Consider the following 24,530-nt stretch of genomic DNA (forward strand, 5'->3'; position numbering starts at 1 on the left):
GTCGTTTCGGTTTTCGCCAATCTCCAAAGCCGGCAGCTGGATGCCACCGTCGAAGCTGCCAATCTCCCCCCTTGCGGGGGAGATGTCCGGCAGGACAGAGGGGGGTGCCTGGGCGCATTTCTATCAAAGAGAGACACGGGTGCCCACATGAACTGGATCGCAATAGGCACCCTTTCCGACATTCCGCGCCGTGGCGCGCGTTGCGTCGCCACGCCTGAGGGCAAGGTCGCTGTCTTCCGCACCGCCGACGATCAGGTCTATGCCATCGATGACCACTGCCCGCACAAAGGCGGGCCGCTTAGCCAGGGCATCGTCCATGGCGCGGCGGTGACCTGCCCCCTGCACAATTGGGTGATCTCGTTGGAGACTGGCAAGGCGCTCGGCGCCGACGAGGGCGCGGTGCGCACCATCCCGGTGAAACGGGAAGGCGAACATCTGTTCATCGCGCTGGAAGCGCTGGCCAGCCGTGCGGCCTGAACATGGAAATTGACGCAGCGCGCGAGGTGAGGACCACCTGCCCCTATTGCGGGGTGGGCTGCGGCGTGCTGGCGAAGGTTGCCGCGGACGGGCAAGTGTCCGTCCGCGGCGACCCCGACCATCCCGCGAATTTCGGCAGGCTCTGTTCGAAAGGTTCGGCTTTGGCCGAAACCATCGACCTCGAGGGCAGGCTGCTTCATCCCGAAATCCACGGCCGCCGGGCCGGCTGGGACGAGGCGCTCGACCTTGTCGCCTCGACCTTCTCGCAAACCATCGCCGAGCACGGACCGGATGCGGTCGCCTTCTACGTTTCCGGCCAGTTGCTGACCGAGGACTATTATCTCGCCAACAAGCTGATGAAGGGTTTTGTCGGCTCGGCCAACATCGACACCAATTCGCGTCTCTGCATGGCCTCGTCGGTCGCCGGCCACCGCCGCGCCTTCGGCTCCGACACGGTGCCAGGGAACTACGAGGATCTCGAGCTTGCCGACCTGATCGTGTTGGTCGGCTCCAACCTCGCCTGGTGCCATCCCGTCCTCTACCAGCGCATCGCCGCGGCCCGCGAAAGGCGGCCGGACATGAAGATCGTGCTGGTCGACCCGCGCCGCACCATGACATCGGACATTGCCGACATGCACCTGGCGATCGCGCCGGACGGCGACGTCGCCTTGTTCACCGGTCTGCTCGCCTGGCTCGGCCAGCACAATGCGCTGGACCGCGCCTATATCACCGCGCACACCACCGGCTTCGGACAAGCGCTTTTCGCCGCCTCGGCGCTCGATCTGGCGGGCATTGCCGCAACGACGGGCCTCGGCGAAGAAGAGCTTGTCCGTTTCTACAGCCTGTTTGCCGCGACCGCGAAGACGGTCACCGTCTACAGCCAGGGCGTGAACCAGTCGTCCGCAGGCACCGACAAGGTCAACGCCATCATCAACTGTCATCTCGCCACCGGCCGCATAGGCAGGCCGGGCGCCGGACCATTTTCGGTGACCGGCCAGCCCAACGCCATGGGCGGCCGCGAGGTCGGCGGCATGGCCAACATGCTCGCCGCCCATATGGAGATCGAGAGCCCTGAGCATCGTGACCGCGTGCGGCGCTTCTGGAATGCACCTGATGTCGCGCAAAAGCCTGGCCTGAAGGCGGTCGAGATGTTTCAAGGCGTGGCCGACGGGCGCGTCAAGGCGCTGTGGATCATGGCCACCAACCCGGTCGATTCGATGCCGGACGCCGATGCCGTCGAGGCCGCGATCAAGGCTTGCCCGTTCGTCGTGGTCTCCGACGTGCTGGCCAGCACGGACACCGTCCGCCATGCCCATGTCCGGCTGCCCGCCGCCGCCTGGGGCGAGAAGGACGGCACTGTCACCAATTCCGAGCGCCGCATCTCGCGCCAGCGCGCGTTTCTCAGCCTGCCCGGCGAGACGCGGCCCGACTGGTGGATCATCGCCGAGGTGGCGCGTCGGATGGGATTTGGCGAGGCGTTTGCGCATGAGACGCCGGCGGCGGTTTTCGGCGAGCATGCCGCGCTGTCTGGGTTCGAAAATGAAGGCGCGCGGGATTTCGATATTGGTGCCTTTGGTTCGATTGATGCAAAGGCCTACGAGGACTTGGCTCCGTTCCAGTGGCCGGCGCCGAGCCCAGGCACCCCCCTCTGGCCTGCCGGCCATCTCCCCCGCAAGGGGGGAGATCAGCTATCGTCACGGCCTTCGCCAATCACCAGCGACGCAGGAAATCTGCCGGCGTCAAAGTTGCCAATCTCCCCCCTTGCGGGGGAGATGTCCGGCAGGACAGAGGGGGGTGTTCAAGCTGGACCTGGCCCCTCCAACACCCGCTTCTTCGCCAACGGCAATTTCTACACCCCCGACCGCAAGGCGCGCTTCATCGCCATCCGCGCCACCACGGAAATCCGCACCACACCTGACTTCCGGCTCGTCCTCAACACAGGCCGGATCCGCGACCATTGGCACACGATGACGCGCACCGGCAAAAGCCCACGTCTGTCCCAGCACATCGCCGAGCCCTTCGTCGAAATCCATCCGGCGGATGCAGAACACCATGGCATTGGCGATGCCGACATCGTGCGCATCTCCACCCCGCGCGGCGAAGTATTCGCGCGTGCGCTGATCACGGCCCGCCAGCGCCGTGGCAGCCTGTTCGCGCCGATGCACTGGACCGATCAGTTCGCCGCCAAAGGGCGGCTCGACACGCTTGCCGCGCCGCTCACCGATCCAATCTCAGGCCAGCCGGCGCTGAAACACGTCGCGGCCCATATCGAGAAATTTGCGGCCAGGGCCTTTGGTTTCGCGGTGACGCGGCAACATCCCCAGGCAATTGCCGCACCCTATTGGGCGGCAGCCCGCTGCAAGGGTGGGTGGCGGGTCGAGCTTGCTTTCGCCGAGGCCGAGGTCGATTGGACGGGCTTTGCCCGGTCACTGTTTGGTGTGGAGCCGCGAGCAGAAATGCTTGCCTATCACGACCGCGAGGCCGGCCAGCATCGCATTGCCGCTTTCGATGGCGAGCGCCTCGCCGGCGCCTTGTTCGTCGCGCCCGGTCCGGTCGCGGTGTCGCGCGGCTGGGCGGCTGAACAGCTGGAAACATCCCACGCCGGCCAGCGCGAACGCTTCCGCATCGTCGCCGGTCGTGCCGGCGCCGAACGGCCCGATGCCGGCGCGACCGTCTGCTCCTGCTTCAGCGTCGGCGTCAACCAGATCGTGACGGCCGCGGCGGCCGGCTGCACGACCGTCGAAGCCATCGGCGATGCGCTGAAGGCCGGCACCAATTGCGGCTCCTGCCGGTCCGAGATCCGCGCCATCATCCTGGCCAACCGCGTCCAGGCCGCCGAATGAGCTGCGTCCAGCGCGACCGGATCAGCCATGTTCCACGCGCCGGCGGCCCGCCAAAGACAAGCAGGTCGCCGGCATTTTTGCCAATCACGATCTTCTTTCGATAATCCACTCAGTCACTTTTCGGAGTTGGAACGCGACAAAGCTTCGCCGCCAGGCGATGTCTTATCGCTCGTCAAACCATGGCTGGTCTGCACTCATGTCCGAAAGGCGTGCCCCGCCGCTCGGAATGACGCGGAAACCAAGCCTGTCCCTCATGAAGGTCAATTAAACGGGCGGCCGTTCGGCTGACTATTATTGGAAGGGCTTTTCCAAGCCCTAGCAATCAGTTAGCGGACTGGATCATGACCCATCGCCGTAGCTCCATGCCTTGGTTGGCCCAGTTCTCCGCAATTGGTACGTCTGGACACAAGTGTTGAAGACTGGAAAATGGGAAACGTAACTTCGCCATGCGAGTTTGATTCAAGCATCAGGAGACCAGCGCTGAATCTGGAAGACATAGCCCGACATCCGGCCCTGCACCGCTACGTTCAAGAACAGTCGAAGGCGCTGATCCGAATCTATGAGGAGAGCCCACGGCTGGCGTCCATTTTTGCCACGCAGCAGCGCTGGCTGTTGGGTCATGTCGGCCTGGCCATGCACTTCAGGCGCGACCCGAACGACCGCCGCAAGGACCTGACCGTATCGCGCTTCATCGAGGTCGTGCACAAGAACGAGGTAGCCAGCCGCAACACTGCGGACGCCTTCATCAAGGAGATGCTGCACTACAACATCGCCGAGTATGTGGCGGGTGGGGATGGCCGCACCCATCCCCTGCAACCGACGGCGGCCACCATCGAGAGATTCACCGGCTGGGTGATCGCCCATCTACGCACGCTTGACTATATCGATGGGGGCGACCGGCTGGCCAGATACCTGGACCGGCCCGACATGCTTGCCACGCTGCAGCCTCTGGTGGCTGACGGCCTGCTTGCCTCGAAGCCGGTGCGCGAACCCAACCGGACCTTTTCCCTGTTCATCTGGCTCAACAATGGCGGCATCGTCATGGACTGGCTGATGTCAGGCATCGATCCCGACCATGCCGACCTGGAGCGGATTCCGACCAGCGTGGTTGCGATCGGCGACTTCGCCAAATGGCTCAAGCTGTCGCGGACCCATCTCGGCCGCAAACTGCGCACCGCCGAGGAACTCGGCAGCATCGGCTGGCTCGGCCAGCGAGGCCATTCGGTGATGTGGGTATCACACGGATTCTACGAGGAATACATGACCGTCCAGGCCGCCAAGTTGGCCGTCGTCGACGATGCCTTCAAAGCTTGCTTCCCGCCATCGCAAGCCGGCACCTGAGAGGCGCCGCGCGAGAGGGACGCGGTCAAGCTGGCCATCATCGCCAACGCCTTGCCAAAGCCCGTGTCGATTGATGCTCGCCGAGCACACTGACACGGGCCTTGGTCGGCGATCTCAATCGATGTCGAACGAGACGCCCTGGGCAAGCGGCAGCGCCTTCGAATAGTTCACCGTATTGGTGGCGCGCCGCATATAGGCCTTCCACGCATCGGAGCCGCTCTCGCGGCCGCCGCCGGTTTCCTTTTCGCCGCCAAACGCGCCGCCGATCTCGGCCCCCGACGTGCCGATATTGACGTTGGCGATGCCGCAGTCCGAACCGTCGACGCCGAGGAAACGCTCGGATTCCTGCAGGTCGCGGGTGAAGATCGACGACGACAGGCCGGCGCCAACCGCGTTGTGCTCGTCGAGCACGGTCTCGAAATCCGAATATTTCATCACATAAAGGATCGGCGCGAAGGTCTCTTCCGTCACCGGCGAGACCTGTTTCGGCATCTCGACCAGCGCCGGGTGCACGTAGTAGGCGTCCGGATGGCCGTTCTCGACCCGCGCGCCGCCGGTCACCTTGCCGCCATGCGACACCGCTTCCTCCAAAGCCTTCTGCATGTTGTCGAAGGCAGCCTTGTCGATCAGCGGCCCGACCAGCGAAGAGGTCTCCAGCGGATTGCCGACCGACACACTTTCGTATGCCTTCTTCAGACGTGGAACCAGGGCGTCATAGACACTGTCATGCACGAACAGGCGCCGCAGCGTCGTGCAGCGCTGGCCAGCGGTGCCCATCGCTCCAAAGGCAATCGCACGCAGCGCCATGTCGAGGTCCGCCGTCGGGCAGACGATACCGGCATTGTTGCCGCCGAGCTCCAGCACGGCGCGCGCGAAGCGCTTGGCCAGGCGCGGCCCGACGTCCCTGCCCATGCGGGTCGAGCCGGTGGCCGAAACCAGCGGCACCTTGGGATGGTCGACCAGGATCTCGCCGACCGCCCGATCGCCGATCAGCACCGGCGCTAGGCCCTGCGGCGCGTCCGCGCCGAAGCGCTTGACGGCGCGTTTGAAGATCGCCTCGCAGGCAAGTGCGGTCAGCGGCGTCTTCTCCGACGGCTTCCACACCACCGCGTCGCCGCAGACCAGCGCCAGCGCTGCGTTCCACGACCACACCGCGACCGGGAAGTTGAAGGCCGAAATGACGCCGACGACGCCAAGCGGATGCCAGGTTTCCATCATCCGGTGGCCTGGACGCTCGGTGGCGATGGTCAGGCCGTACAATTGCCGGGACAGACCGACGGCGAAATCGCAGATGTCGATCATCTCCTGCACTTCGCCGAGGCCCTCGGACGGGATCTTGCCGACCTCGATCGACACCAACCGGCCGAGCTCGGCCTTATGCGCACGCAGTTCCTCGCCAAGCAGGCGCACCAGTTCGCCGCGCTTCGGACCCGGAACCAGCCGCCAGGATTGGAATGCCTTATGCGCGGCATCGATGGTCTTGGCCGCCTCAGTCGGCGAGATGGTCTTCAGCGCCGCGATCTCCTCGCCCGTCACCGGGCTGCGCACGATCAGGTCGCCGCCAACAAGCGCGTCCTTGGCGACACCCAGTTTCGCCAGAAGTTCGGCCGTTTCCTTCGCTATCGTCATTTTTGTCCCTTTCAGATCCCGTCGCTCAGATGGCTTCGGTCAGAGCTTCGCGCCACGTTCCCGCGTGCCGGCTGGCATCTCGGGCACAGTCATGGCGTGGCATTACGCGTTTCAGGGGGAAATCGCCACCCCGGCATGGTCCAAGCCCAACCTGCACGATTGAGCCAGGCAGACGGAGCTTAGTTGGCCTTTTTTGCCGGCGCGCGCACGGCGCCGTCCTTCATCAAGCGGTCGATATGCATGCGGATATGGGCCGCTTCGGCCGCGGTATTGGCAAGCGCGATGGCGCGGTCGAAGGCGATGCGCGCCTCGTCGCCGCGGTCGAGCTGCATCAACAGCCCGCCCTTGAGTCCGAAGAAGTGGAAATAGCCGGAAAGCCTCGGCTCCAGCGGTTCGATCATGGCAAGGGCTGCTTCCGGGCCGCTCACCTTGGAGACCGCAACCGCGCGGTTGAGCGTCACCACGGGCGATGGCTGCATCTGTTCGAGCAGGCCGTAAAGCAGGTCGATTTCCACCCAGTCGGTATCCTCGGCCTTCGTAGCCCGGGCGTGCAGGGCGGCGATTGCCGCTTGCACCTGATAGGGACCGGGCTTGCGATGGCGCAACGCCTTGTCGACCAGCGCCAGCCCCTCATCGATCATCTTGCGGCTCCACAGGCCGCGATCCTGGTCCTCGAGCAGCACGATCTCGCCGTCTTGGTCGAAACGGGCCGGCGCCCGCGCATGCTGCAGCAAAAGCAGCGCTGTCAGCCCCATGATCTCCGGTTCGGTCTGGAACAGCCTGAGCAGCAGCCGAGCCAGCCGGATTGCCTCCTCGCAGAGCGGCGCACGGGCCGGCGCCTCGCCGCTGTTGGTCGAATAGCCTTCGTTGAAGATCAGGTAGACCATGGCCGCCACCGCAGCCAGCCGTTCCGAGCGCTCGACCGCGCCCGGCGTCTCGAACGGCACGCCGGCGTCCGCGATGCGCGCCTTGGCGCGGGTGATACGTTGTTCCATGGCGCTTTCGCCGACCAGGAAGGCGCGCGCGATCTGCTTGACGGTGAGACCGGAGACGATACGCAGCGCGACGGCGATCTGCTGTGTCGCGGGCAAATCAGGGTGGCAGCAGATGAACAGCAGCCGCAGGATGTCGTCGCGGTAATGCGCGCCGTCCAGCCGCTCGGCGATATCGCTTTCGGCATCCTCCAGATCGGAGATCTGGTCCTCTTCCGGCATCGGCGCCTGCTTGGCGCGCTTGCGCACCGCGTCGATGCCGCTGTTGCGGCCGACGAAGATCAGCCAGGCCGCCGGGTCGCGCGGTGGCCCGTTCTGCGGCCAGTTCTTCAACGCCCTGAGGCAGGCATCCTGGAAAGCTTCCTCCGCGGTGTCGAGATCGCGGAAATATCGCAGCAGCGCGCCCATCGCCTGCGGGCGGGCGGCGCCGATCGCGGAGCTGATCCAGGCAAGTTCGGTCATACGGCAACCTTGGTGGGATTGAAAATGGAGACCGGCCGGATCTCGTAGGAACCGCCGCTCGGGTTGACCTCGGAGAGTTCGCGCGCGAATTCGACCGCCTCGTCGAGATCGGCGCAATCAAGCGTGTAGAAGCCGAGGAACTGTTCCTTGGTCTCGGCGAACGGCCCGTCGATGACGACCGATTCGCCCTTGACCTTCCGCAGCGTCGTCGCCGCCGTCGTCGGCAAAAGCCGCGCCACCGGGCCGAGCCGGCCGGCATTGGCGTATTTCTGCTGAACGTCGAGGAGATCGGTCATGACCTTGTCGTCCTGCTCCTTGCTCCAGGAGCAGACGACGTCTTCGGAGGCATAGCAGAGGATGGCATAAAGCATGGGCGGTCCTTTTCTGTATCAAAGGACGAAACAGTAAGGCCGATCCCGACATGACGTCGATAAAAAAATCCGACGGCTTTGGATTTGCCGCCGCTGGCAACCGCAATCAACCTTCATGTGCCCTCAACCATCTCAGCACGAGCGCTTCCTCCTCGTCGAGACCGTCGATGGAACGCTTGCGCCTGTTGGCTTCGGCCATTTCGGCAAGTAGGCGCCCCTGTGACCAGGCTTCGAAGACCCGCGGGTGGATATAGCATTTTCGGCAGACGGCACGGGTGTTGCCCAACCGCTCGGCCACCTTGTCGATGACGCTGTTCATCACCCGCTTTTGCTGTGCCTGGCTTTCGGGCAATTCCGTCTGCGCAAACAGCGACGCGGCATGGATGGTGCCGCCCCATGTACGGAAATGCTTCGAGCTGAACGCATCGCCGGCAGCGCCCCTGATATAGCGGTTGACATCGTCGGAGCGGACCGGACGCCTGTTGCCCTCCTCGTCGAGATACTGGAACAGCTTCTGGCCCGGCAGATCCTGCGCACCGCGCACGATGCCGGCGATGCGGCGGTCGACCAGCTTCAGTTTCCATTCCTTGCCGGATTTGCCCTTGAACGCAAAGCGCAGGCTCGATCCCTTGATGTCGACATGGCGGTCTCGCAACGTCGTCAGGCCGAAGCTCTTGTTGTCGCGGGCATAGGCGGCATTGCCGACGCGGATCATCGTGTTGTCGAGCAACCAGACGATAGCGGCAACGACACGCTCGAACGGCAGGCCGTGACGGCGCAGGTCGCTGTCTATGGTGCGCCGCAGCTCCGGCAGGCTTTCGGCGAAGGCGACGAGGCTCGAATATTTGGCGCTGTCGCGTTCTTCGGCCCATTGCGGATGATAGCGATACTGCTTGCGCCCCCGCTGATCCCTTCCGGTCGCCTGGATATGCCCGTTCGCGTCGGGCGAAATCCAGACATCCGTCCAGGCCGGCGGGATGACGATCGCCTCGATACGCGCCCTCGCGGCATTCGAGACCGGTCGTCCGTCAGGTCCCTTGTAGTAAAATCCCTTGCCTGCCTTCAGCCGGCGAATACCGGGCTCGGCATCGCTGACATAGGTCAGCGCGGCGTGTTCGGCCGAGGTTTGTGCCCCGTTTTTCGGCACAGCGCCGCTGTCGGCCGACGTGCCGCGCGATAATCCGGATCTCTGCAGCATGACCGCTCCACGCCAAATATCCGTAGATAAGCCGTTGGCTGACCGCTGGTTCCACCGCCGGCCGCAAAGTCGATGGCAACCGACATCCGTCGGCCGGCGAAATGCGGGGTATCCAGAGCAATTCCAGGAAAAGTATGAAACGGTTTCCCGGAAAAGCGCAGCGCTTTCCCTTTGGGAATTGCGTCAAAAGAAACACCTAGAGGGCGCTTTGCAGCTCTATCCGTGGTGCCGACAGACGGCACCGTACGGCGAGCTTCAGCCTGTAGCGCAGGCAGCGCCAGGCTTCCGACCGCCGCTTCGGCGCGGCCGCGGCTACCGCCAGGAAGCGCGCGGCGGTGTCGAGGTCGCCGCGTGCATAGTGGACGCGTGCGATCTTGAGGGCGACAAGCCCCTCCCTGGTCTTCAGCGCCGAGACCGGGATGCTGCAATCGGTGAGTTTGCGCAATTCATGGCGCCACTCCAGGAAGCGCCGCACCGGGTTGATCGCGAAACGATCGTCGGAACGGGCCGGCGAAACCTCATAGACCATGACGGGCTGCGGAATCATGGCCAGCGACGCCTTGCTCATCAGCCGCGCCCAGAACAGCGTGTCCTCGTCATAGGCAAGGCTGACCGGAAACCGTGTTTCGCCGATCAGGCGCCGGGATGCCAGCACGCTGCCCACGGCCACCGAACGTATATCGCCTTTGACATAGGCCGAAGCGTTTGCGAGGCAGGCGTCCTGGTAGCCGTTCGGCACCTTGATCTGCCGATCCTGGCCATTCACGCGTCGGCGGTAGGCGCCTACGATCATGTCGGCTTTCGGCTGGCTCTGGGCCTGCCGCAGCAGCGCGCGCAATCCACCTTGAAGATGCAGGTCGTCGGCGTCGATCAGATACACCCAGGGATGGAGCGCCTGCGCCAGCGCCCCGTTTCGGGCGCCACCAGCATCGCGGCAGTCGGCCGGCAACACGCGTAGCGGCAGCGACAGTTGTGCCGCCGCCTGCCGTGCGACCGCCGCCGTGTCGTCCGTCGATGCGTCGTCGACCAGCAGGACCTCGCCGATGACCTCCGCCTCGCCTCGCAGCGACGCCAACGTTGTCCCAATGGTAGCCGACGCGTTGTGGGCAGGAATGACGACGCTGACCGCTTTCAATTACAAAATCCCGCGCCTGCGCGCTCTAGCAGTATAATGATTGTCCCCTCGAAACGAACATAGAATAGCGGCCCCTTCGATGTTTGAGAAGCCGCTTCATCCACCGCATTTGCAGCGACAGGGTGAGCCTCCTGTTTCGGTCCGCCTCACGCCTTTTCGAGGGCGACCGGAATGACGTCGACAGCCTGCTCGCCGACCTGCCCGCCGGTGGTCTTCAACACACCGACGATCGGTGCCACGTCCGAATAATCGCGGCCGAAGCCGACCGTGATATGGTCGTTGCTGGCCCGCATGCCGTTGGTCGGGTCGAACTCCTGCCAGCCGGCGTCGCGCCCGCACCACACCTTGACCCAGGCGTGCATGGCATCGGCGCCTTCCAGTCGTGGCTTCCCCTTCGGCGGAATGGTGCGCAGGAAGCCGCTGACATAGCCGGCCGGAATGCCGAGCCCGCGCAAGCCGGCAATCATGATGTGCGAAAAATCCTGGCAGACCCCACGTTTCAGCTTGAAAGCATCGCTGGCCCGGGTCCGCACCGTCGTCGCCTCGCCATCATAGGTGAAGTCGCGATGGATGCGCTCGCACAGGGTCATCGCCGTACCGGCGGCCGAGTTGCCGACGCTGTCCTGCGCATAGGCGGTGATCGCCGCATCGATGCCCGCGTGGCTGCTGGCAGTCAGAAAGTGATGCGGCGAGGCAGACGCCAACGACCGCACCGCGGCGAGTTCCTGCCTGAGCCGGCCGATATCGGGCGACACATCGAGCCCCGGCTCGGGCCGCGACACCGAAACGCGGGCGCTCATCCTGATGTCGAGCGCGTCATGCGCATCGCGAAAGGCGATCGAGGTAACACTGTTGCCGAAGAAGTCAGAGAAATCCGACCGTTCATTGGGCGCCGGCGCAAAGGACAGGGATGCCGCGATGACGCGCTGCACGCCGGAAATCGTCGACGGCAGAACACGGATCTGATGGCGGCCGCCGCCGGCGGCGGCTGCGTAGTCGTAGTGGAGATGAAGCCTGATGTCGTAAAGCATGCCCTACTTTTCTTGTCTTGGCCCGGGTTCCTGTCGCAAAACCGTGCGATCTGGGGCCTAGCCGAAATAGGCCTTCGAAAGGCTGCTGTAGAGGCCGCCTATCTCGCTGGCGAGATCGTCCAGAGCCTTTGCCGTCATGTCCGACGGCTCCTTGATGGCGATGGCCGTGTTGAGCTGCAGGATCTCCTTGGCCGCCGGCGACATATGCCCCTCGCCGCCAACCGAGGGCAACAGGCCGATCTCGGCCTTCAGCCTTTCGAGCTGGAACAAGATAGAGCGCGGATTGAGCGGATCGAGCGCCAGAAGATCGATCACCGTGCGACGGCCGGCCTGCACCGGATATTGCCGGCGATGGGTCATCACGCTGTCGCCGATCTCCAGCATCATGTCGAGCGCCCCGTCCGGCGCCTTGGTGCTGGTCAGCCGGGCGAGCGTGCGGGCGATCTGGATGCCGCGCTCCAGCCGCCGGCCGATCTCGAGGAAGCGCCAGCCCGCGAAGCGGTACATGTTCTCGTGCAGCAGGCCGGAAAAGCCGGCGAGCTTGCGCAGGATGACGGTCATGGCCCGCGTCGCGTCATCACCCGGCGCCACCGTCGTTGCGAACTGATGAATGGTCTTCGACAGGTCCTTGAGCGCCAGCCAGCCATCCGGCGAGAAGCGGTCGCGTATCTGGCCCGCGCTGTAGACGGCGCTGTCCAGCGTGCCGATCAGTCCCGACGGTATAGCCGTTTCGACGTCGATGCCGAACGGTTCGAGATAATCCCTGATGTCGGCCAGCAGCGGCATGTCCGGATCGGACGTCTCGGCGAGCCGCACATGATAGGCGCGCAGGATGCGCACCGTGTCTTCCGAGCGTTCGATGTAGCGGCCGAGCCAGGTCAGGTTTTCCGCCGCGCGGCTGGGCAGGCTGCCTGGCCTTGTGCGGCTGAAGCTGTCGCCCTCCTGCGGCAGCAGCGTCTCGCGCTCCACCGGCTGGTCGCTGACCACCCAGACGTCGGCCGCCTGGCCGCCGCGCTGCATGGCGATCGCCGTCGGATCGAGCGACAGGCCGACGCGGGCAAAGCCGCCCGGCATCACCGTCCAGCCCTCGGGCGTGCGCGCCAGATAGACGCGCAGGCTCGCCGGCCGCGGCTCCAGCCAACCGCCGACATAGACCGGTGTCGTCGAAAGCGTCACCGCTTCCTGGCCGACGAAGGCGCCGCCCTCGCGTTCGATATGCGCCACCAGCTCCGCCCGCTCTCCGGCCGACAGCGCCGAGCCGAGCTTGGTCTGGCCGTCATCCTCGAAGGCAAGCCTTGTCGACAGTGCCGGGCCGATCACCATGCGGTCGATATTGGCAAGCACGTGAGCCCGTTCGGATTGTTGCCCGCACCACCATGTTGCCACGCTGGGCAACTTGAGTTCCTCCCCGCGCAGTTCGCGCGCGATCTTGGGCAGGAAGCCGAGCAGCGCCCGCGTTTCCATCAGCCCCGAGCCCAGCGCATTGACCGTCGCAACCGCACCCTGGCGGATCGCCTCGACCAGCCCCGGCGTCCCGATCTGCGAATCCGATCTCAGTTCCAGCGGATCGGCGAAAGCGGCATCGAGCCGTCGCCACAATACGCTGATCGGCATCAGGCCCGACACGGTGCGGACCATCAGCCGGCCGCCGGAAACGGTCAGGTCCTCGCCTTCGAGCAGCATGATGCCGAGGTAGCGGGCGATATACGCGTGCTCGTAATAGGTTTCGTTGAGCGGCCCCGGCGTCAGGATGGCGACACGACCGTCGGTTTCCTTGGCCATGCCGATCAGCGCATCGCGGAAGCGGCGGAAGAAGCCCGCCAGCCTATGCACATGCATCTCGCCATAGACGTCGGACAGCGCGCGCGTGGTGGCGACGCGATTCTCCAGCGCGAAACCGGCGCCGGACGGCGCCTGCGTGCGGTCGCCCAGCACCCACCACCTTCCGTCTGGTCCACGGCCAAGCTCGAAGGCGCAGAAATGCAGGAAATGGCCGCCGGCCGGCCTGGTGCCGACCACCGGCCGCAAATATTCCGGGCTGGCGGCAATCAGCCCCGCCGGCAGAATGCCCTTTTCGACAAGCCGGTTCGGCCCATAGATGTCGGCGATGGTTTCCTCGAACAGCTCGGCGCGCTGGACGAGGCCGGCGCTGATGTCGGCCCATTCGGCGTCTTCGATGAGCAGCGGCACATGCGCCAGCGGCCATTCGCGTTCATTGGCGCCGGCCTTGTCATAGACGCGGTAGTAGACGCCGGCATCGCGCAGATACTGGTCGGCGCGAGCGAAGCGCTGGCCGAGCTTTTCGGCGCCGAGTTCGTCGAGCGCCTCGATGAAATGCTTCCAGACCGGGCGGGGATTGCCCGACGCATCGACCATCTCGTCGACGACGCCGTCAATCGGCTGGTAGTGCTCCAGCAGGCTGTGGGTCTGCGGCTTGCCGCGTACCCTTCTGTGATTCCCCTTTGCCATCGCTGATCAGAGTCTTGCCGGCCGCCGAAGGTCAAGGGTCATCGGGAAATCTTCCGCCGGTTGTTCCTCGCGCAGCACATAGCCCGATGGCGTGTGGCCGCGCGGTTCGAAGCGGGCGAGCCGCCGTGCCTCGGCCTCGTTGCCGTTGACCGGGAAGGTGTCGTAATTGCGCCCGCCGGGATGCGCGACGTGGTAGACGCAACCGCCGACCGCCCGGCCGGACCAGCGGTCATAGATGTCGAACACCAGCGGCGTGTTGACCGGCAACGCCGGATGAAGGCCGGAGGCCGGCTGCCAGGCCTTGAAGCGGACGCCCGCCACCGCGACCTCGCGGTTGTCGGTAACCTTCATCGGCACGATGCGGCCATTGCAGACGATCGCATGACGCTCGGGGTTGAGACCCTCGGTCTTGATCTGCAGCCGCTCGACCGAGGAATCGACGAAGCGCACGGTGCCGCCGATGGCACCCTGCTCGCCCATCACATGCCACGGCTCCAGCGCCTGCCGCAGCTCCAGCTTGATGCCAGCATGCTGGACCTCGCCGCAGAAGGGAAAGCGGAATTCGAGCTGGGCGTCGAACCATTCCGGACGGAATTCGAAGCCATTGAGGTTGAGGTCGTCCAGCACATCGAGAAAATCCGCCCAGACGTGATGCGGCAGCATGAAGCGATCGTGCAGCGAGGTGCCCCAGCGCACGAAGCGCCCGTCGAGCGGGTTTTTCCACGCGCGAGCAATGATCGCCCTGACCAGCAATTGCTGTGCCAGCGACATACGCGCGTTGGGCGGCATCTCGAAGCCGCGGAATTCGACCAGCCCAAGACGCCCTGTCGGACCGTCCGGCGAAAACAGCTTGTCGATGCAGATTTCCGAGCGGTGCGTGTTGCCGGTGACGTCGGTCAACAAATTGCGGAACAGCCGGTCGACCAGCCACGGCAGAGGTGCAGAGCCGGTGTCCGGATGCGGCACCTGCGCCATGGCGATCTCGAGTTCGTAGAGCGAATCGTGACGCGCTTCATCGAAGCGCGGCGCCTGGCTGGTCGGTCCGATGAACAGGCCGGAGAACAGATAGGACAGCGAGGGATGCCGCTGCCATTGCAGCACCAGGCTCTTCAGCAGATCGGGCCGGCGCAGGAACGGACTGTCATTGGGCGTCGCGCCGCCGACCACCACATGGTTGCCGCCGCCGGTGCCGGTATGGCGGCCGTCGATCATGAACTTGTCGGCGCCAAGCCGCGTCAGCCGCGCCTCCTCGTAGATCGCCGTTGTCGTCGCCACGCAGTCCTGCCAATTGGCAGCCGGATGGATGTTGACCTCGATGACGCCGGGATCGGGTGCCACGCGGATGACGTTGAGGCGCGGATCATGCGGCGGGCCATAGCCCTCTATATGCACGGGAAGACCTATGGCCTTAGCTGCATTCTCGGCGGCGGCAACCAGTTCGAGATAGTCCTCCAGCGCCTCGACCGGCGGCATGAAGACGCATAGCCGTCCATCGCGCGGCTCGACGGAGAGCGCCGTGCGCACGGCGCCGCCGATCTCGGTAATCTCCTGCTCGACCCGGTCCTGCTGTCCGGTCGCGGCGGTAAATGAGGCAGCCTGCTGGCGCCGCGCCATCTCGTCGGCGCCTTCAAGCTCGGCTGGCGCGGGCCCTGGCAGCATGGCTTCACGCGTCGGCAACGGTCCACGCGGCAGCGACGGATCGACCGGCACGATGTAGGGGAACTGCGCCGGCGGCACGTGAGGAAGCGTGCCGAGCGGCAGCCGATAGCCGACCGGTGAATCGCCCGGCACCAGGAACAGCCGGCCGCGCCGCGTCGTCCATTTTTCGGACCGCCAGCGAGGGTCCGAGGCCTGGCTGTTCCACCGCTGCACCGGCAGCACGTAGCCCGATGGCTTGGTCAGCCCGCGCTCGAACACCTTTGTCATGCGGCTGCGTTCTTCCGGGTCTTCCAGCTTGGAGTTCGATGGATCGACATTCTCTGGCAGCTTGCCTTCCTTGATCAGCCACTCGGCCGGATCCTCATAGGCCTCGCTGACCATGGACGTGTCGATGCCAAGCTCACCGGCGATCGCCGTCAGCAGGTTTCCCGCCTGCTGCGGGCCAACATTGTCGGCCGCGCTCTTTTCGTGCGCGATCAGCGACGGGTCGCTCCATACCGGCTGACCGTCGGTGCGCCAGTAGAGCGAAAAGGTCCAGCGCGGCAGGGTTTCGCCGGGATACCATTTGCCCTGGCCATAATGCAGGAAGCCGCCAGGCGCGAAGCGTTCGCGCAGCCTTCGGATCAGCGCATCGGCCTTTTCGCGCTTGGTCGGCCCGACGGCGGCGGTGTTCCACTCGGCGGATTCAAAATCGTCGATCGACACAAAGGTCGGTTCGCCGCCCATGGTCAGCCGCACGTCCGCGGCCGTCAGCGCGGCATCGACCTTGTTGCCGAGCGCGTCGAGCGCCTGCCAGCTTTCGTCGGAGAACGGCTTGGTGATGCGCGGATGCTCGGCGATGCGATCGACCCGCATCTCGAAGCCGAACTCGACATTGGCGAAGCTCGCCATGCCGGAAATCGGTGCCGCATTGCGGAAATGCGGCGTTGCCGCCAACGGCACATGGCTCTCGCCGGTGAGCAGACCCGAGGTCGGATCGAAGCCGATCCAGCCGGCGCCGGGAAGATAGACTTCGCACCAGGCGTGCAGGTCTGTGAAATCGACAGCGGTGCCGGCCGGCCCATCAAGCGCCACCAGATCCGGCTTCAGTTGGATCAGATAGCCCGAAACGAAGCGCGCGGCGATGCCGAGATTGCGTAGGATCTGCACCAGCAGCCAGCTCGAATCGCGGCACGATCCCTTGGCCGCGGCCAGCGTCTCCTCCGGCGAGAACACGCCGGTCTCCATGCGCACGATATAAACGATCTCGCGCTGCAGCCTGGCATTGAGATCGACGAGGAAATTGACCGTATTTTCCGCGCTGCGGTCGATGGTCTTCAGGAAGGCCGAGAGCAGCGGTCCCGCCGGCTCCGGTGTGCGGTAGATGGCGAGATCGTCGCGGATCTCTTCCGGATATTCGAACGGAAATGCCTCGGCCGACGGCTCGACGAAGAAATCGAACGGATTGTAGACCGTCATGTCGGCGACGAGATCGACCTCGATCTTGAGCTCCGTCACCGGTTCCGGAAACACGAAGCGGGCGAGGAAGTTGCCGTAGGGATCCTGCTGCAGGTTGACGAAGTGGTTCGCCGGCTCGACCTTCAGCGAATGGCTCAGCACCTTGGTGCGGGAATGCGGCGCCGGCTGAAGCCTGATGATTTGAGGACCGAGCACCACCGGCCGGTCGTATTTGTAATGGGTCAGGTGATAGACGGCTGCCAGAATTGCCATAGGGCCCCGGAATTCAGCGTTTCAAACGAACGCTAGACCCTGACACATCAGGCGGCCATTCTCCAAGCAGAGATGTTGCGGTGCACCTAATTTAAGCAACGGTTGCCGCTCAGAAAAACGCCTGTATCCCCGTCTGCGCCCGCCCGAGGATCAGCGCGTGCACGTCATGCGTGCCCTCGTAGGTGTTGACCGTCTCCAAATTCTGCGCGTGGCGCATGACGTGGTAGCCGATCTGGATGCCGTTGCCGCCGTGCATGTCGCGGGCCTGGCGAGCGATGTCGAGCGCCTTGCCGCAATTGTTGCGCTTTACGATCGAGATCATCTCCGGCGCCATCTTGCCTTCATCCATTAGCCGCCCAACCCTGAGCGAGCCCTGCAGGCCAAGCGCGATCTCGGTCTGCATGTCGGCGAGCTTCTTCTGGAATAGCTGCGTGCCGGCGAGCGGCTTGCCGAACTGCTTGCGGTCGAGGCCGTATTGGCGCGCCCGGTGCCAGCAATCCTCGGCGGCGCCCATGGCGCCCCAGGAAATGCCGTAGCGCGCCCGGTTGAGGCAGCCGAACGGGCCACCGAGGCCCTTGGCGTTGGGCAGCAAGGCGTCCTCGCCGACCTCGACGCCTTCCATCACCACCTCGCCGGTGATCGACGCGCGCAGCGACAGCTTGCCGCCGATCTTCGGCGCCGACAGCCCCTTCATCCCCTTTTCCAGAACGAAGCCGCGGATCTCGTCCTTGCCGTTGTCACCCTTCAACTTCGCCCAGACGACGAACACGTCTGCGATCGGCGCGTTGGAAATCCACATTTTGGAGCCGGTGAGCTTGTAACCGTTGGCGGTCTTCTCGGCACGCGTCTTCATGCCGCCCGGGTCCGAGCCGGCATCCGGCTCGGTAAGGCCAAAGCAGCCGATCCATTCACCCGACGCCAGCTTCGGCAGGTATTTCTTGCGCTGCGCCTCCGAGCCGTAGGCCTGGATCGGATACATCACCAGCGACGACTGCACCGACATCATCGAACGATAGCCAGAATCGACGCGCTCGACTTCCCGCGCGACCAGCCCGTAGGTGACATAGTTGGCGCCGAGCCCGCCATATTCCTCTGGGATGGTGATGCCGAGCAGACCCGCCTCGCCCATCTCGCGGAAGATGCCGGCATCGGTCCTTTCCTCGAGATACGCCTCCTCGATGCGCGGCGCGAGCTTGTCGGCGGCAAAGGCCGCCGCGCCGTCCCGCACCATGCGCTCGTCGTCCGAAAGCTGGCCCTCGATCAGGAACGGGTCTTCCCAGACGAATGCATTCTTGTCGGCGGCCATGGCTTCTTGATCCTCAAACGGGTGAAGTCCGGCTTATCGGCCCGTGGCCTAAAAAAATCAAACGAAATTGCTTCACCGATCAATGAGCGTTAGGAATGGATCATGAGTGTCCAACGCCGCCTTTTGCCCAACATCAGCGCCCTTGCCGCCTTCGAGGCGGTGGCCAGGCTTGGCAGTTTCACCGCCGCCGCGCAGGAGCTTGATCTGACGCAGGGCGCGGTCAGCAGGCAGATCAAGCTACTCGAAGATCAGTTCGGCCGCCGGCTGTTCGAGCGTGACAGTCGCAATGTCCGGCTGTCGATAGCGGGCGAAATCTATGCCGACGCGGTGCGTTCGGCCCTCGGCCAGTTGCGCGACGCAGCCCTTGGATTGATGAGCAATCGGCATAGCGGGGTCCTGAACCTGGCCATACTACCGACCTTCGGCACGCGCTGGCTGATGCCGATGATCCCCGATTTCGTCGAGAACAACCCTGATATCACCATCAACTTCGTCACCCGCGTCGGCCGCTTCGATTTCGCCAGGGAGAGGCTGGACGCCGCCATCCACTACGGCCTGCCGGATTGGCCGGAGGCCGACTCCACACTCCTGGTGCGCGAGACGGTGGCGCCGGTAGTGTCGCCCGGTTTCCTCGCCGGCCGCGCCATTGCCACGCCGGCCGATATTGGCCGCTTGCCTCTGCTGCACATGGCGACGCGGCCCGGCGCCTGGACCGAATGGTTCGAGCACCAGGGCCTGAGCGCGCCGACCGGACCGGGCATGCAGTTCGAGCAGTTCGGCACCGCCGCCCAGGCGTGCATGGCAGGGCTCGGCGTCGCGTTGTTGCCGCTCATCCTCATCACGGGTGAATTGCAGCGCGGCCAGCTCGTGCCGGCGCCAGGCCAGCCCATGCAAAGCCGCAGCGCCTATTATCTCGTCGTGCCTCACGACAAGAGAGGCCACCCGCCCGTCGCCAGTTTTCGCGACTGGTTGCTGGGCCAGCTTGAGAAGGAGCCGACCGTTCTGGCTTGGTAGCTACTTCCGCTTCAGCGCATCCGCCAGCGCGGCGCCAAACGCGCCCTGCTGGGCCGGCCGTTCCGGTTGCCGCTGCGGCATTGGCGAACGTGGCGTCGGCTTGCCGCCACCATTGTCGCGTGGCCCTCTCGATGCGCCGCCCTCGCCGCCATCCTTGCGCATGGAGAGCGCGATGCGTTTGCGCTTGATGTCGACGTCGACGACGCGCACCTTGACCACGTCGCCGGCCTTGACCACCTCATGCGCGTCCTTGATGAAACGGTCGGCCAGCTGCGAGACATGCACCAGCCCGTCCTGGTGGACACCGATATCGACGAAGGCGCCGAAGGCGGCGACATTGGTGACGGTGCCTTCCAGCAGCATGCCGGGCTTCAGATCCTTGATGTCGTCGACCCCGTCGGCGAAGGTCGCGGTCTTGAAGCCGGGACGCGGATCGCGGCCGGGTTTTTCCAGCTCGGCCAGGATATCGCGCACTGTCGGCAGGCCGAAACGCTCATCGACGAAGACGCGCGGATCAAGCGCCTTGAGCGCCGCGCTGTCGCCCATCAGCGAACGCACATCACGGCCGCAGGCGGCGACGATCTTCTTGGCCACGCCATAGGCTTCCGGATGCACCGAGGAGGCATCGAGCGGCTCGCTGCCATTGGCAATACGCAGGAAGCCGGCGGACTGTTCGAACGCGCGGGGTCCAAGGCGCGCTACTTTCAGCAAATCCTTGCGACTGGCGAAGGGGCCGGTCGCGTCGCGATGCGCGACGATGGCGTCGGCCAGCGACGCACCGAGACCCGAAACCCGCGCCAGCAATGGCGCTGAAGCGGTGTTGAGATCGACGCCGACCGCGTTGACGGCATCCTCGACCACCGCTTCCAGCGACCGGCCAAGCCGGTACTGGTCGACATCGTGCTGGTACTGGCCGACGCCGATCGACTTCGGCTCGATCTTGACCAGTTCGGCGAGCGGATCCTGGAGACGTCGCGCGATCGACACCGCGCCGCGCAACGACACATCCAGGCCGGGGAATTCCGCCGCCGCCGTCGCCGATGCAGAATAGACGGAGGCGCCCGCCTCGCTGACGATCACCTTCAACGGCTTCGGTCCGCCGTCGGACGGCATGTCGGACAGCATGTCCGCGACCAGCTTCTCCGTCTCGCGGCTGCCGGTGCCGTTGCCGATGGAAATCAGCTCGACCTTGTGCAGGCGAACGAGCCTGGCGAGTTCCGCCTGCGTGCCCCTCACATCGTTCTTTGGCGGGAAGGGATAGACGGTCGTCGTCGTGAGCACCTTGCCGGTGCCGTCGACCACCGCCACCTTGACGCCGGTGCGGATGCCGGGATCGAGCCCCATCGTCGGCCGCGACCCTGCCGGCGCGGCGAGCAGCAGATCCTTGAGATTGCGGGCAAAGACATGGATCGCCTCTTCCTCGGCCCGCTCGCGCAGGTCGCGCATCAGATCGAGCGTCAGGTGCAGCGAAAGCTTGATCCGCCATGTCCAGCCCGCGACCTCCATCAGCCAGCGGTCGCCCGGCAGGCTGCCGCCGATGGCATAGGCATTGGCGACCATTCGCTCGACCGGCTTCACCGGCGAGGTGTCATCGGCATCGACCTCGATGTCGAGCGACAGCACCTCCTCGTTGCGGCCGCGCAGCATGGCCAGCGCGCGGTGGCTCGGCACATTTGCCCAGCGTTCGACATGGTCGAAATAGTCGGAGAATTTCGCGCCCGCCTCCTGCTTGCCGTCGACCACTCTGGCGCGCATGAAGGCGCGTTCCTTCATGTAGGTCCGCAATTTGCCGACAAGATCGGCATTTTCGGCGAACTGTTCCGACAGGATGTCGCGCGCGCCTTCCAATGCGGCCTTGGCATCGGCCACCTCTTCGCTGACATAGGCCAGCGCCAGTTCGGCGGGCACGAGCGAACGATCGGCGAGGATGGCCTCCGCCAGCGGCCCCAACCCGCGCTCCCGAGCGATCTCGGCCTTGGTGCGGCGCTTGGGCTTGTAGGGCAGATAGATGTCTTCCAGCTCCGCCTTGGTGGCGGCGGCGATGATCTTGCCCTCGAGTTCCTCGGTCAGCTTGCCCTGCTCGCGGATGGAGCCAAGGATCGTGTCACGTCGCGCGTCGAGCTCACGCAGATAGGCCAGCCGCTCGGCAAGGTCGCGTAGCTGCGTATCGTCCAGCCCGCCGGTGACTTCCTTGCGGTAGCGCGCCACGAACGGCACCGTCGCACCTTCATCGAGCAGTTCGATCGCCGCGGCCGCCTGCTCGGGCCGCGCCGCGATCTCGGTCGCGATGATGGCTGCGATGCGCTTGATATCGGATGCCATGTCATTCCCACTCTTGTCGAAAGAGCGGCGACCATAGGCGCTGACATCCGGTCCGCCAACCGCCGCGCTTCCGTCAGCCCGGCGGGTCCACAGGAAAGCACTCGCTAATTTGGTGGCAGGAGGCGTTTAGACCATCCGGCTCAGCGCTTCGAAAAACGCCACAAGCTCGAGATCGAGCGCATCGTCGACCGGCTGCGGCTGCGACGACATCTTGGCGATCACCACTTCGGTCCTGGGGTCGACATAGAGCCACTGGCCATGGATGCCGATGCCGCAATAGGCGCCGTTCTCGTGTCCGGTCTGGTACCATTTGTTGCGATAGCGCCCCTTGGGGAACAGTGGCAGCATCGCGCCGCGCTGCCAGGCTTCCGCGCTGCCGCCGGTGCTGGTCGTGTCGCGCACCCAGGCCTCCGGCACGATGCGCCGGCCATTGGCCGTGCCGCCCTGACGCATCATTTCGCCGACACGCGCCAGATCGCGCGGCGTCACCGAGATGCCGCCGGCGGTGCGTGCGGTGCCTTCCATGTCGACGCCGATAGAAGCCTCGCTGACGGCGCCGAGTGGCAGCCAGAGCTTCTCGCGCATCAGATCGTTGAAGCGCTGGCCCGAGGCACGCTCCAGCAACAGGCCGAGCAGGTCGGAATTGGGCGAACGGTAGCGGAAGGTCTGGCCATGCGGCTCGGCCAGCCGCTGCAAGGTCAGGATGAATTCGCGCAGGCTTTCGGTGCCGCCGCCCGGGTTCCACAGCGTCGCCCGGCGATAGCGGGCAAAGGCGCTTTCCGGATCGAGATAGGCTTCCTCGAAATCGAGGCTGACGCTCATGTCGAGCACATGCCGCGCACTCGCATCGCCATATGCCGAGCCGGCGGCCTCCGGAATGTAGTGCGCCACTGGCGCTTCCGGATCGAACACCCCCTCGCCTTCCAGCATCCCGGCGACAATGGCGGTCACCGACTTGCTGATCGAGAAGATGATGTGACGGGCGCCGAAATCCATGTGCGGCGCGAACCAGTCGCCGATGATCTTGCCGCCTTTCATGATGGTCAGCGCGTCGGTGCTGGAGCGGACGAGAAATTCGGCCACCGTTTCCGGCGCGCTGGCGACCGAGACCTTTTCGCGAAGCAGGCCACCGAGATCTTGCATGGGTGCCTCGATGCCCCCGGCCGCCGTGACGCGTGCCGTCGGCACCAGTTCGCCGAGGTTCTGGAACGACCATCGGTTGAATGGGTTCTCGCGCCAGTTGGCGAGCAGCACCTCGTTGCGACGGAAGCCGTAGCGGGTCTCGAACACGGTCATGCCGGTCATGGCGTTTCCTCTTGGAGTCGTTTTTTCTAGGGGGGGCTCAGCTCAACGCGGCGGCGATGGCATGCACGGCCTTCAATGTCGCCATGGAGTAGGCGAGGTTGTTGAAGTCCGGATAGCTCGACAGCTTCACCACGACCATTCCCGTGTTCCAGTCGATGTGGATCATCTGCCCGAACACGCCCCGGCACATCAGCGCGCGCGAGCGGGGATCCTCGATCCAGAATTGGTTGCGATAACTGCCTTCCGGCAGGCTGGCGGAAAAATCGGGGCCGTGCCTGCCATTGCGTGTCGTCTCGATCCATTCGGCCGGCACGATGCCGCCGCCATTGCCGAGGATCATCAGGCCGAAGCGGCCATAGTCGCGCAACGTTGCATTGAAGCCCCCATCGGCGAGCGCATAGCCGGCGCTGTCGACGGTAAAGCAGGCGCTTTCGTCGGCGTCGAGCTTTTGCCAGAGCTCTTCCGAGACCAACTGCGCCAGCCGCTTGCCCGTCACCCGTTCCATGATGAAGGCGAGCACGTCGGTCTCGATCGAGCGGTACTCGAATTTCGCGCCGTGCGGACGGATTGTGTCCTTCAAGCCCAGGATCAGGTCGAACATATGCGAAGGCCAGCGAAAGTCCGGATCGCTGCCCGGCGGCACCGGCTTCCAGCCGGTCGCGACATCGACCTGGCCGATGTCGGAGTAGCGGTCGGTGTATTCCTCGGAGAAGCGCACGCCCGTGGTCATGTCCAGCACATGCTGGATGCTGGCCCCGGCCCATCCCGTTGCCTTCAGCTCTGGCAGGTAATCGGTCACCGCCTTGGCTGGATCGATCAGGCCACGGCCGGCCAATATGCCGAACACCGATCCGGTGACGGACTTCGCCATCGACTGCGACAGATGCAGCGTGCGCTCGTCCATGCCGTTGAAATAGCGCTCATAGGCGACCTTGCCGTTTTTGAGCACCAGGAAGCCATCCGTGTAGGTCTCGTCGAGCAGCCCCGCGAGCGTCGAAGGCTGGCCCTCGCTGCCCTCGACCGGCAGCCCGTCGAGATCGACCTCGGCGCGTTCGAGGCGGTGGCGATGCCCATTGCCGCGCCAGACTTCGGCGGTCGGCAGAATTTCCCTGATGTGCTGGAACGCCCAGCGGTTCCATGGCGGCCTGTCCCAGTCGAGCTTCGGCGGCACCATGGCGGGCGGCGAGCCCTGCATGATCGGCGGCCGCGGATCGCTGTTGCGATAGGAGTCCATGAAAGCCATTCCCGGAACAAAAAAGACCCGGC

General features: G+C 64.9%; 16 protein-coding genes. 4 read left to right on the plus strand and 12 right to left on the minus strand.

Annotated features, from left to right (window positions below):
• Positions 1 to 147: 147 nt before the first annotated feature.
• The 3 genes from nirD to X743_RS155730 all read left to right on the plus strand — a co-directional run bounded on the left by nirD (position 148) and on the right by X743_RS155730 (position 4,661).
• On the plus strand, positions 148 to 477 hold the full coding sequence (gene nirD / locus X743_RS155740) for a nitrite reductase small subunit NirD (protein ID WP_013893254.1): 330 nt from the start codon (positions 148 to 150) through the stop codon (positions 475 to 477).
• 2 nt (positions 478 to 479) lie between these two features.
• Positions 480 to 3,320, plus strand: a complete 2,841-nt coding sequence (locus X743_RS155735) for a nitrate reductase (protein ID WP_023765710.1) — start codon at positions 480 to 482, stop codon at positions 3,318 to 3,320.
• 426 nt (positions 3,321 to 3,746) lie between these two features.
• On the plus strand, positions 3,747 to 4,661 hold the full coding sequence (locus X743_RS155730; RefSeq protein ID WP_023765711.1) for a hypothetical protein: 915 nt from the start codon (positions 3,747 to 3,749) through the stop codon (positions 4,659 to 4,661).
• A 114-nt stretch (positions 4,662 to 4,775) separates the two neighbouring features.
• Here X743_RS155730 and X743_RS155725 read toward each other — a convergent pair whose 3' ends face one another.
• The 9 genes from X743_RS155725 to X743_RS155685 all read right to left on the minus strand — a co-directional run bounded on the left by X743_RS155725 (position 4,776) and on the right by X743_RS155685 (position 18,623).
• A complete protein-coding gene (locus tag X743_RS155725; RefSeq protein WP_023765712.1) occupies positions 4,776 to 6,290 on the minus strand; it encodes an aldehyde dehydrogenase family protein in 1,515 nt (504 codons plus the stop codon).
• Positions 6,291 to 6,469: 179 nt separating this feature from the next.
• Positions 6,470 to 7,744, minus strand: coding sequence for an RNA polymerase sigma factor (locus tag X743_RS155720; RefSeq protein ID WP_023765713.1), 1,275 nt, complete (start codon positions 7,742 to 7,744; stop codon positions 6,470 to 6,472).
• Positions 7,741 to 8,115 carry a YciI family protein gene (locus X743_RS155715; RefSeq protein ID WP_023765714.1) on the minus strand — a complete coding sequence of 125 codons (375 nt, stop codon included), beginning with the start codon at positions 8,113 to 8,115 and terminating at the stop codon, positions 7,741 to 7,743. Before X743_RS155715 ends, X743_RS155720 begins: the two co-directional genes overlap by 4 nt.
• A 106-nt stretch (positions 8,116 to 8,221) precedes the next feature.
• The gene (locus tag X743_RS155710) at positions 8,222 to 9,313 is read right to left on the minus strand and encodes a DNA topoisomerase IB (protein ID WP_023765715.1); all 1,092 of its coding nucleotides are present in this window, start codon (positions 9,311 to 9,313) and stop codon (positions 8,222 to 8,224) included.
• Positions 9,314 to 9,509: 196 nt separating this feature from the next.
• Positions 9,510 to 10,448, minus strand: coding sequence for a glycosyltransferase family A protein (locus X743_RS155705; RefSeq protein ID WP_023765716.1), 939 nt, complete (start codon positions 10,446 to 10,448; stop codon positions 9,510 to 9,512).
• 146 nt (positions 10,449 to 10,594) lie between these two features.
• The gene (locus X743_RS155700) at positions 10,595 to 11,479 is read right to left on the minus strand and encodes a transglutaminase family protein (RefSeq protein WP_023765717.1); all 885 of its coding nucleotides are present in this window, start codon (positions 11,477 to 11,479) and stop codon (positions 10,595 to 10,597) included.
• 57 nt (positions 11,480 to 11,536) lie between these two features.
• Entirely contained in the window at positions 11,537 to 13,948 is a 2,412-nt protein-coding gene (locus tag X743_RS155695) for a circularly permuted type 2 ATP-grasp protein (protein WP_023765718.1), read from the minus strand.
• A 6-nt stretch (positions 13,949 to 13,954) separates the two neighbouring features.
• On the minus strand, positions 13,955 to 17,317 hold the full coding sequence (locus tag X743_RS155690; RefSeq protein WP_023765719.1) for a transglutaminase family protein: 3,363 nt from the start codon (positions 17,315 to 17,317) through the stop codon (positions 13,955 to 13,957).
• 109 nt (positions 17,318 to 17,426) lie between these two features.
• On the minus strand, positions 17,427 to 18,623 hold the full coding sequence (locus X743_RS155685) for an acyl-CoA dehydrogenase (RefSeq protein ID WP_023765720.1): 1,197 nt from the start codon (positions 18,621 to 18,623) through the stop codon (positions 17,427 to 17,429).
• A gap of 102 nt (positions 18,624 to 18,725) precedes the next feature.
• Between X743_RS155685 and X743_RS155680 the strand changes: the two genes are divergently transcribed.
• Positions 18,726 to 19,637 (plus strand): LysR family transcriptional regulator, encoded by a 912-nt coding sequence (locus X743_RS155680; protein ID WP_023765721.1) that lies wholly within the window; start codon positions 18,726 to 18,728, stop codon positions 19,635 to 19,637.
• On the opposite strand, the gene X743_RS155675 is transcribed toward X743_RS155680, so the two are convergent.
• The 3 genes from X743_RS155675 to X743_RS155665 form a co-directional block, all read right to left on the minus strand.
• Entirely contained in the window at positions 19,638 to 21,959 is a 2,322-nt protein-coding gene (locus X743_RS155675; protein WP_023765722.1) for a Tex family protein, read from the minus strand. It abuts the gene before it with no gap.
• A 126-nt stretch (positions 21,960 to 22,085) separates the two neighbouring features.
• Positions 22,086 to 23,264 carry a serine hydrolase gene (locus tag X743_RS155670; RefSeq protein ID WP_023765723.1) on the minus strand — a complete coding sequence of 393 codons (1,179 nt, stop codon included), beginning with the start codon at positions 23,262 to 23,264 and terminating at the stop codon, positions 22,086 to 22,088.
• Positions 23,265 to 23,301: 37 nt separating this feature from the next.
• Complete coding sequence (locus X743_RS155665; protein WP_023765724.1) at positions 23,302 to 24,498, minus strand: serine hydrolase; 1,197 nt, start codon at positions 24,496 to 24,498, stop codon at positions 23,302 to 23,304.
• Positions 24,499 to 24,530: the final 32 nt, after the last annotated feature.

The sequence above is a fragment of the Mesorhizobium sp. LNHC232B00 genome, assembly GCF_000502435.1.
Lineage (GTDB): Bacteria > Pseudomonadota > Alphaproteobacteria > Rhizobiales > Rhizobiaceae > Mesorhizobium > Mesorhizobium opportunistum.

Coding starts and splice junctions, on each gene's coding strand:
- X743_RS155690 (WP_023765719.1), bottom strand. CDS start 17,317: ATGGCAATTCTGGCAGCCGTCTATCACCTGACCCATTACAAATACGAC.
- X743_RS155735 (WP_023765710.1), top strand. CDS start 480: ATGGAAATTGACGCAGCGCGCGAGGTGAGGACCACCTGCCCCTATTGC.
- X743_RS155710 (WP_023765715.1), bottom strand. CDS start 9,313: ATGCTGCAGAGATCCGGATTATCGCGCGGCACGTCGGCCGACAGCGGC.
- X743_RS155665 (WP_023765724.1), bottom strand. CDS start 24,498: ATGGACTCCTATCGCAACAGCGATCCGCGGCCGCCGATCATGCAGGGC.
- X743_RS155730 (WP_023765711.1), top strand. CDS start 3,747: ATGGGAAACGTAACTTCGCCATGCGAGTTTGATTCAAGCATCAGGAGA.
- X743_RS155695 (WP_023765718.1), bottom strand. CDS start 13,948: ATGGCAAAGGGGAATCACAGAAGGGTACGCGGCAAGCCGCAGACCCAC.
- X743_RS155675 (WP_023765722.1), bottom strand. CDS start 21,959: ATGGCATCCGATATCAAGCGCATCGCAGCCATCATCGCGACCGAGATC.
- X743_RS155715 (WP_023765714.1), bottom strand. CDS start 8,115: ATGCTTTATGCCATCCTCTGCTATGCCTCCGAAGACGTCGTCTGCTCC.
- X743_RS155680 (WP_023765721.1), top strand. CDS start 18,726: ATGAGTGTCCAACGCCGCCTTTTGCCCAACATCAGCGCCCTTGCCGCC.
- nirD (WP_013893254.1), top strand. CDS start 148: ATGAACTGGATCGCAATAGGCACCCTTTCCGACATTCCGCGCCGTGGC.
- X743_RS155720 (WP_023765713.1), bottom strand. CDS start 7,744: ATGACCGAACTTGCCTGGATCAGCTCCGCGATCGGCGCCGCCCGCCCG.
- X743_RS155685 (WP_023765720.1), bottom strand. CDS start 18,623: ATGGCCGCCGACAAGAATGCATTCGTCTGGGAAGACCCGTTCCTGATC.
- X743_RS155725 (WP_023765712.1), bottom strand. CDS start 6,290: ATGACGATAGCGAAGGAAACGGCCGAACTTCTGGCGAAACTGGGTGTC.
- X743_RS155700 (WP_023765717.1), bottom strand. CDS start 11,479: ATGCTTTACGACATCAGGCTTCATCTCCACTACGACTACGCAGCCGCC.
- X743_RS155670 (WP_023765723.1), bottom strand. CDS start 23,264: ATGACCGGCATGACCGTGTTCGAGACCCGCTACGGCTTCCGTCGCAAC.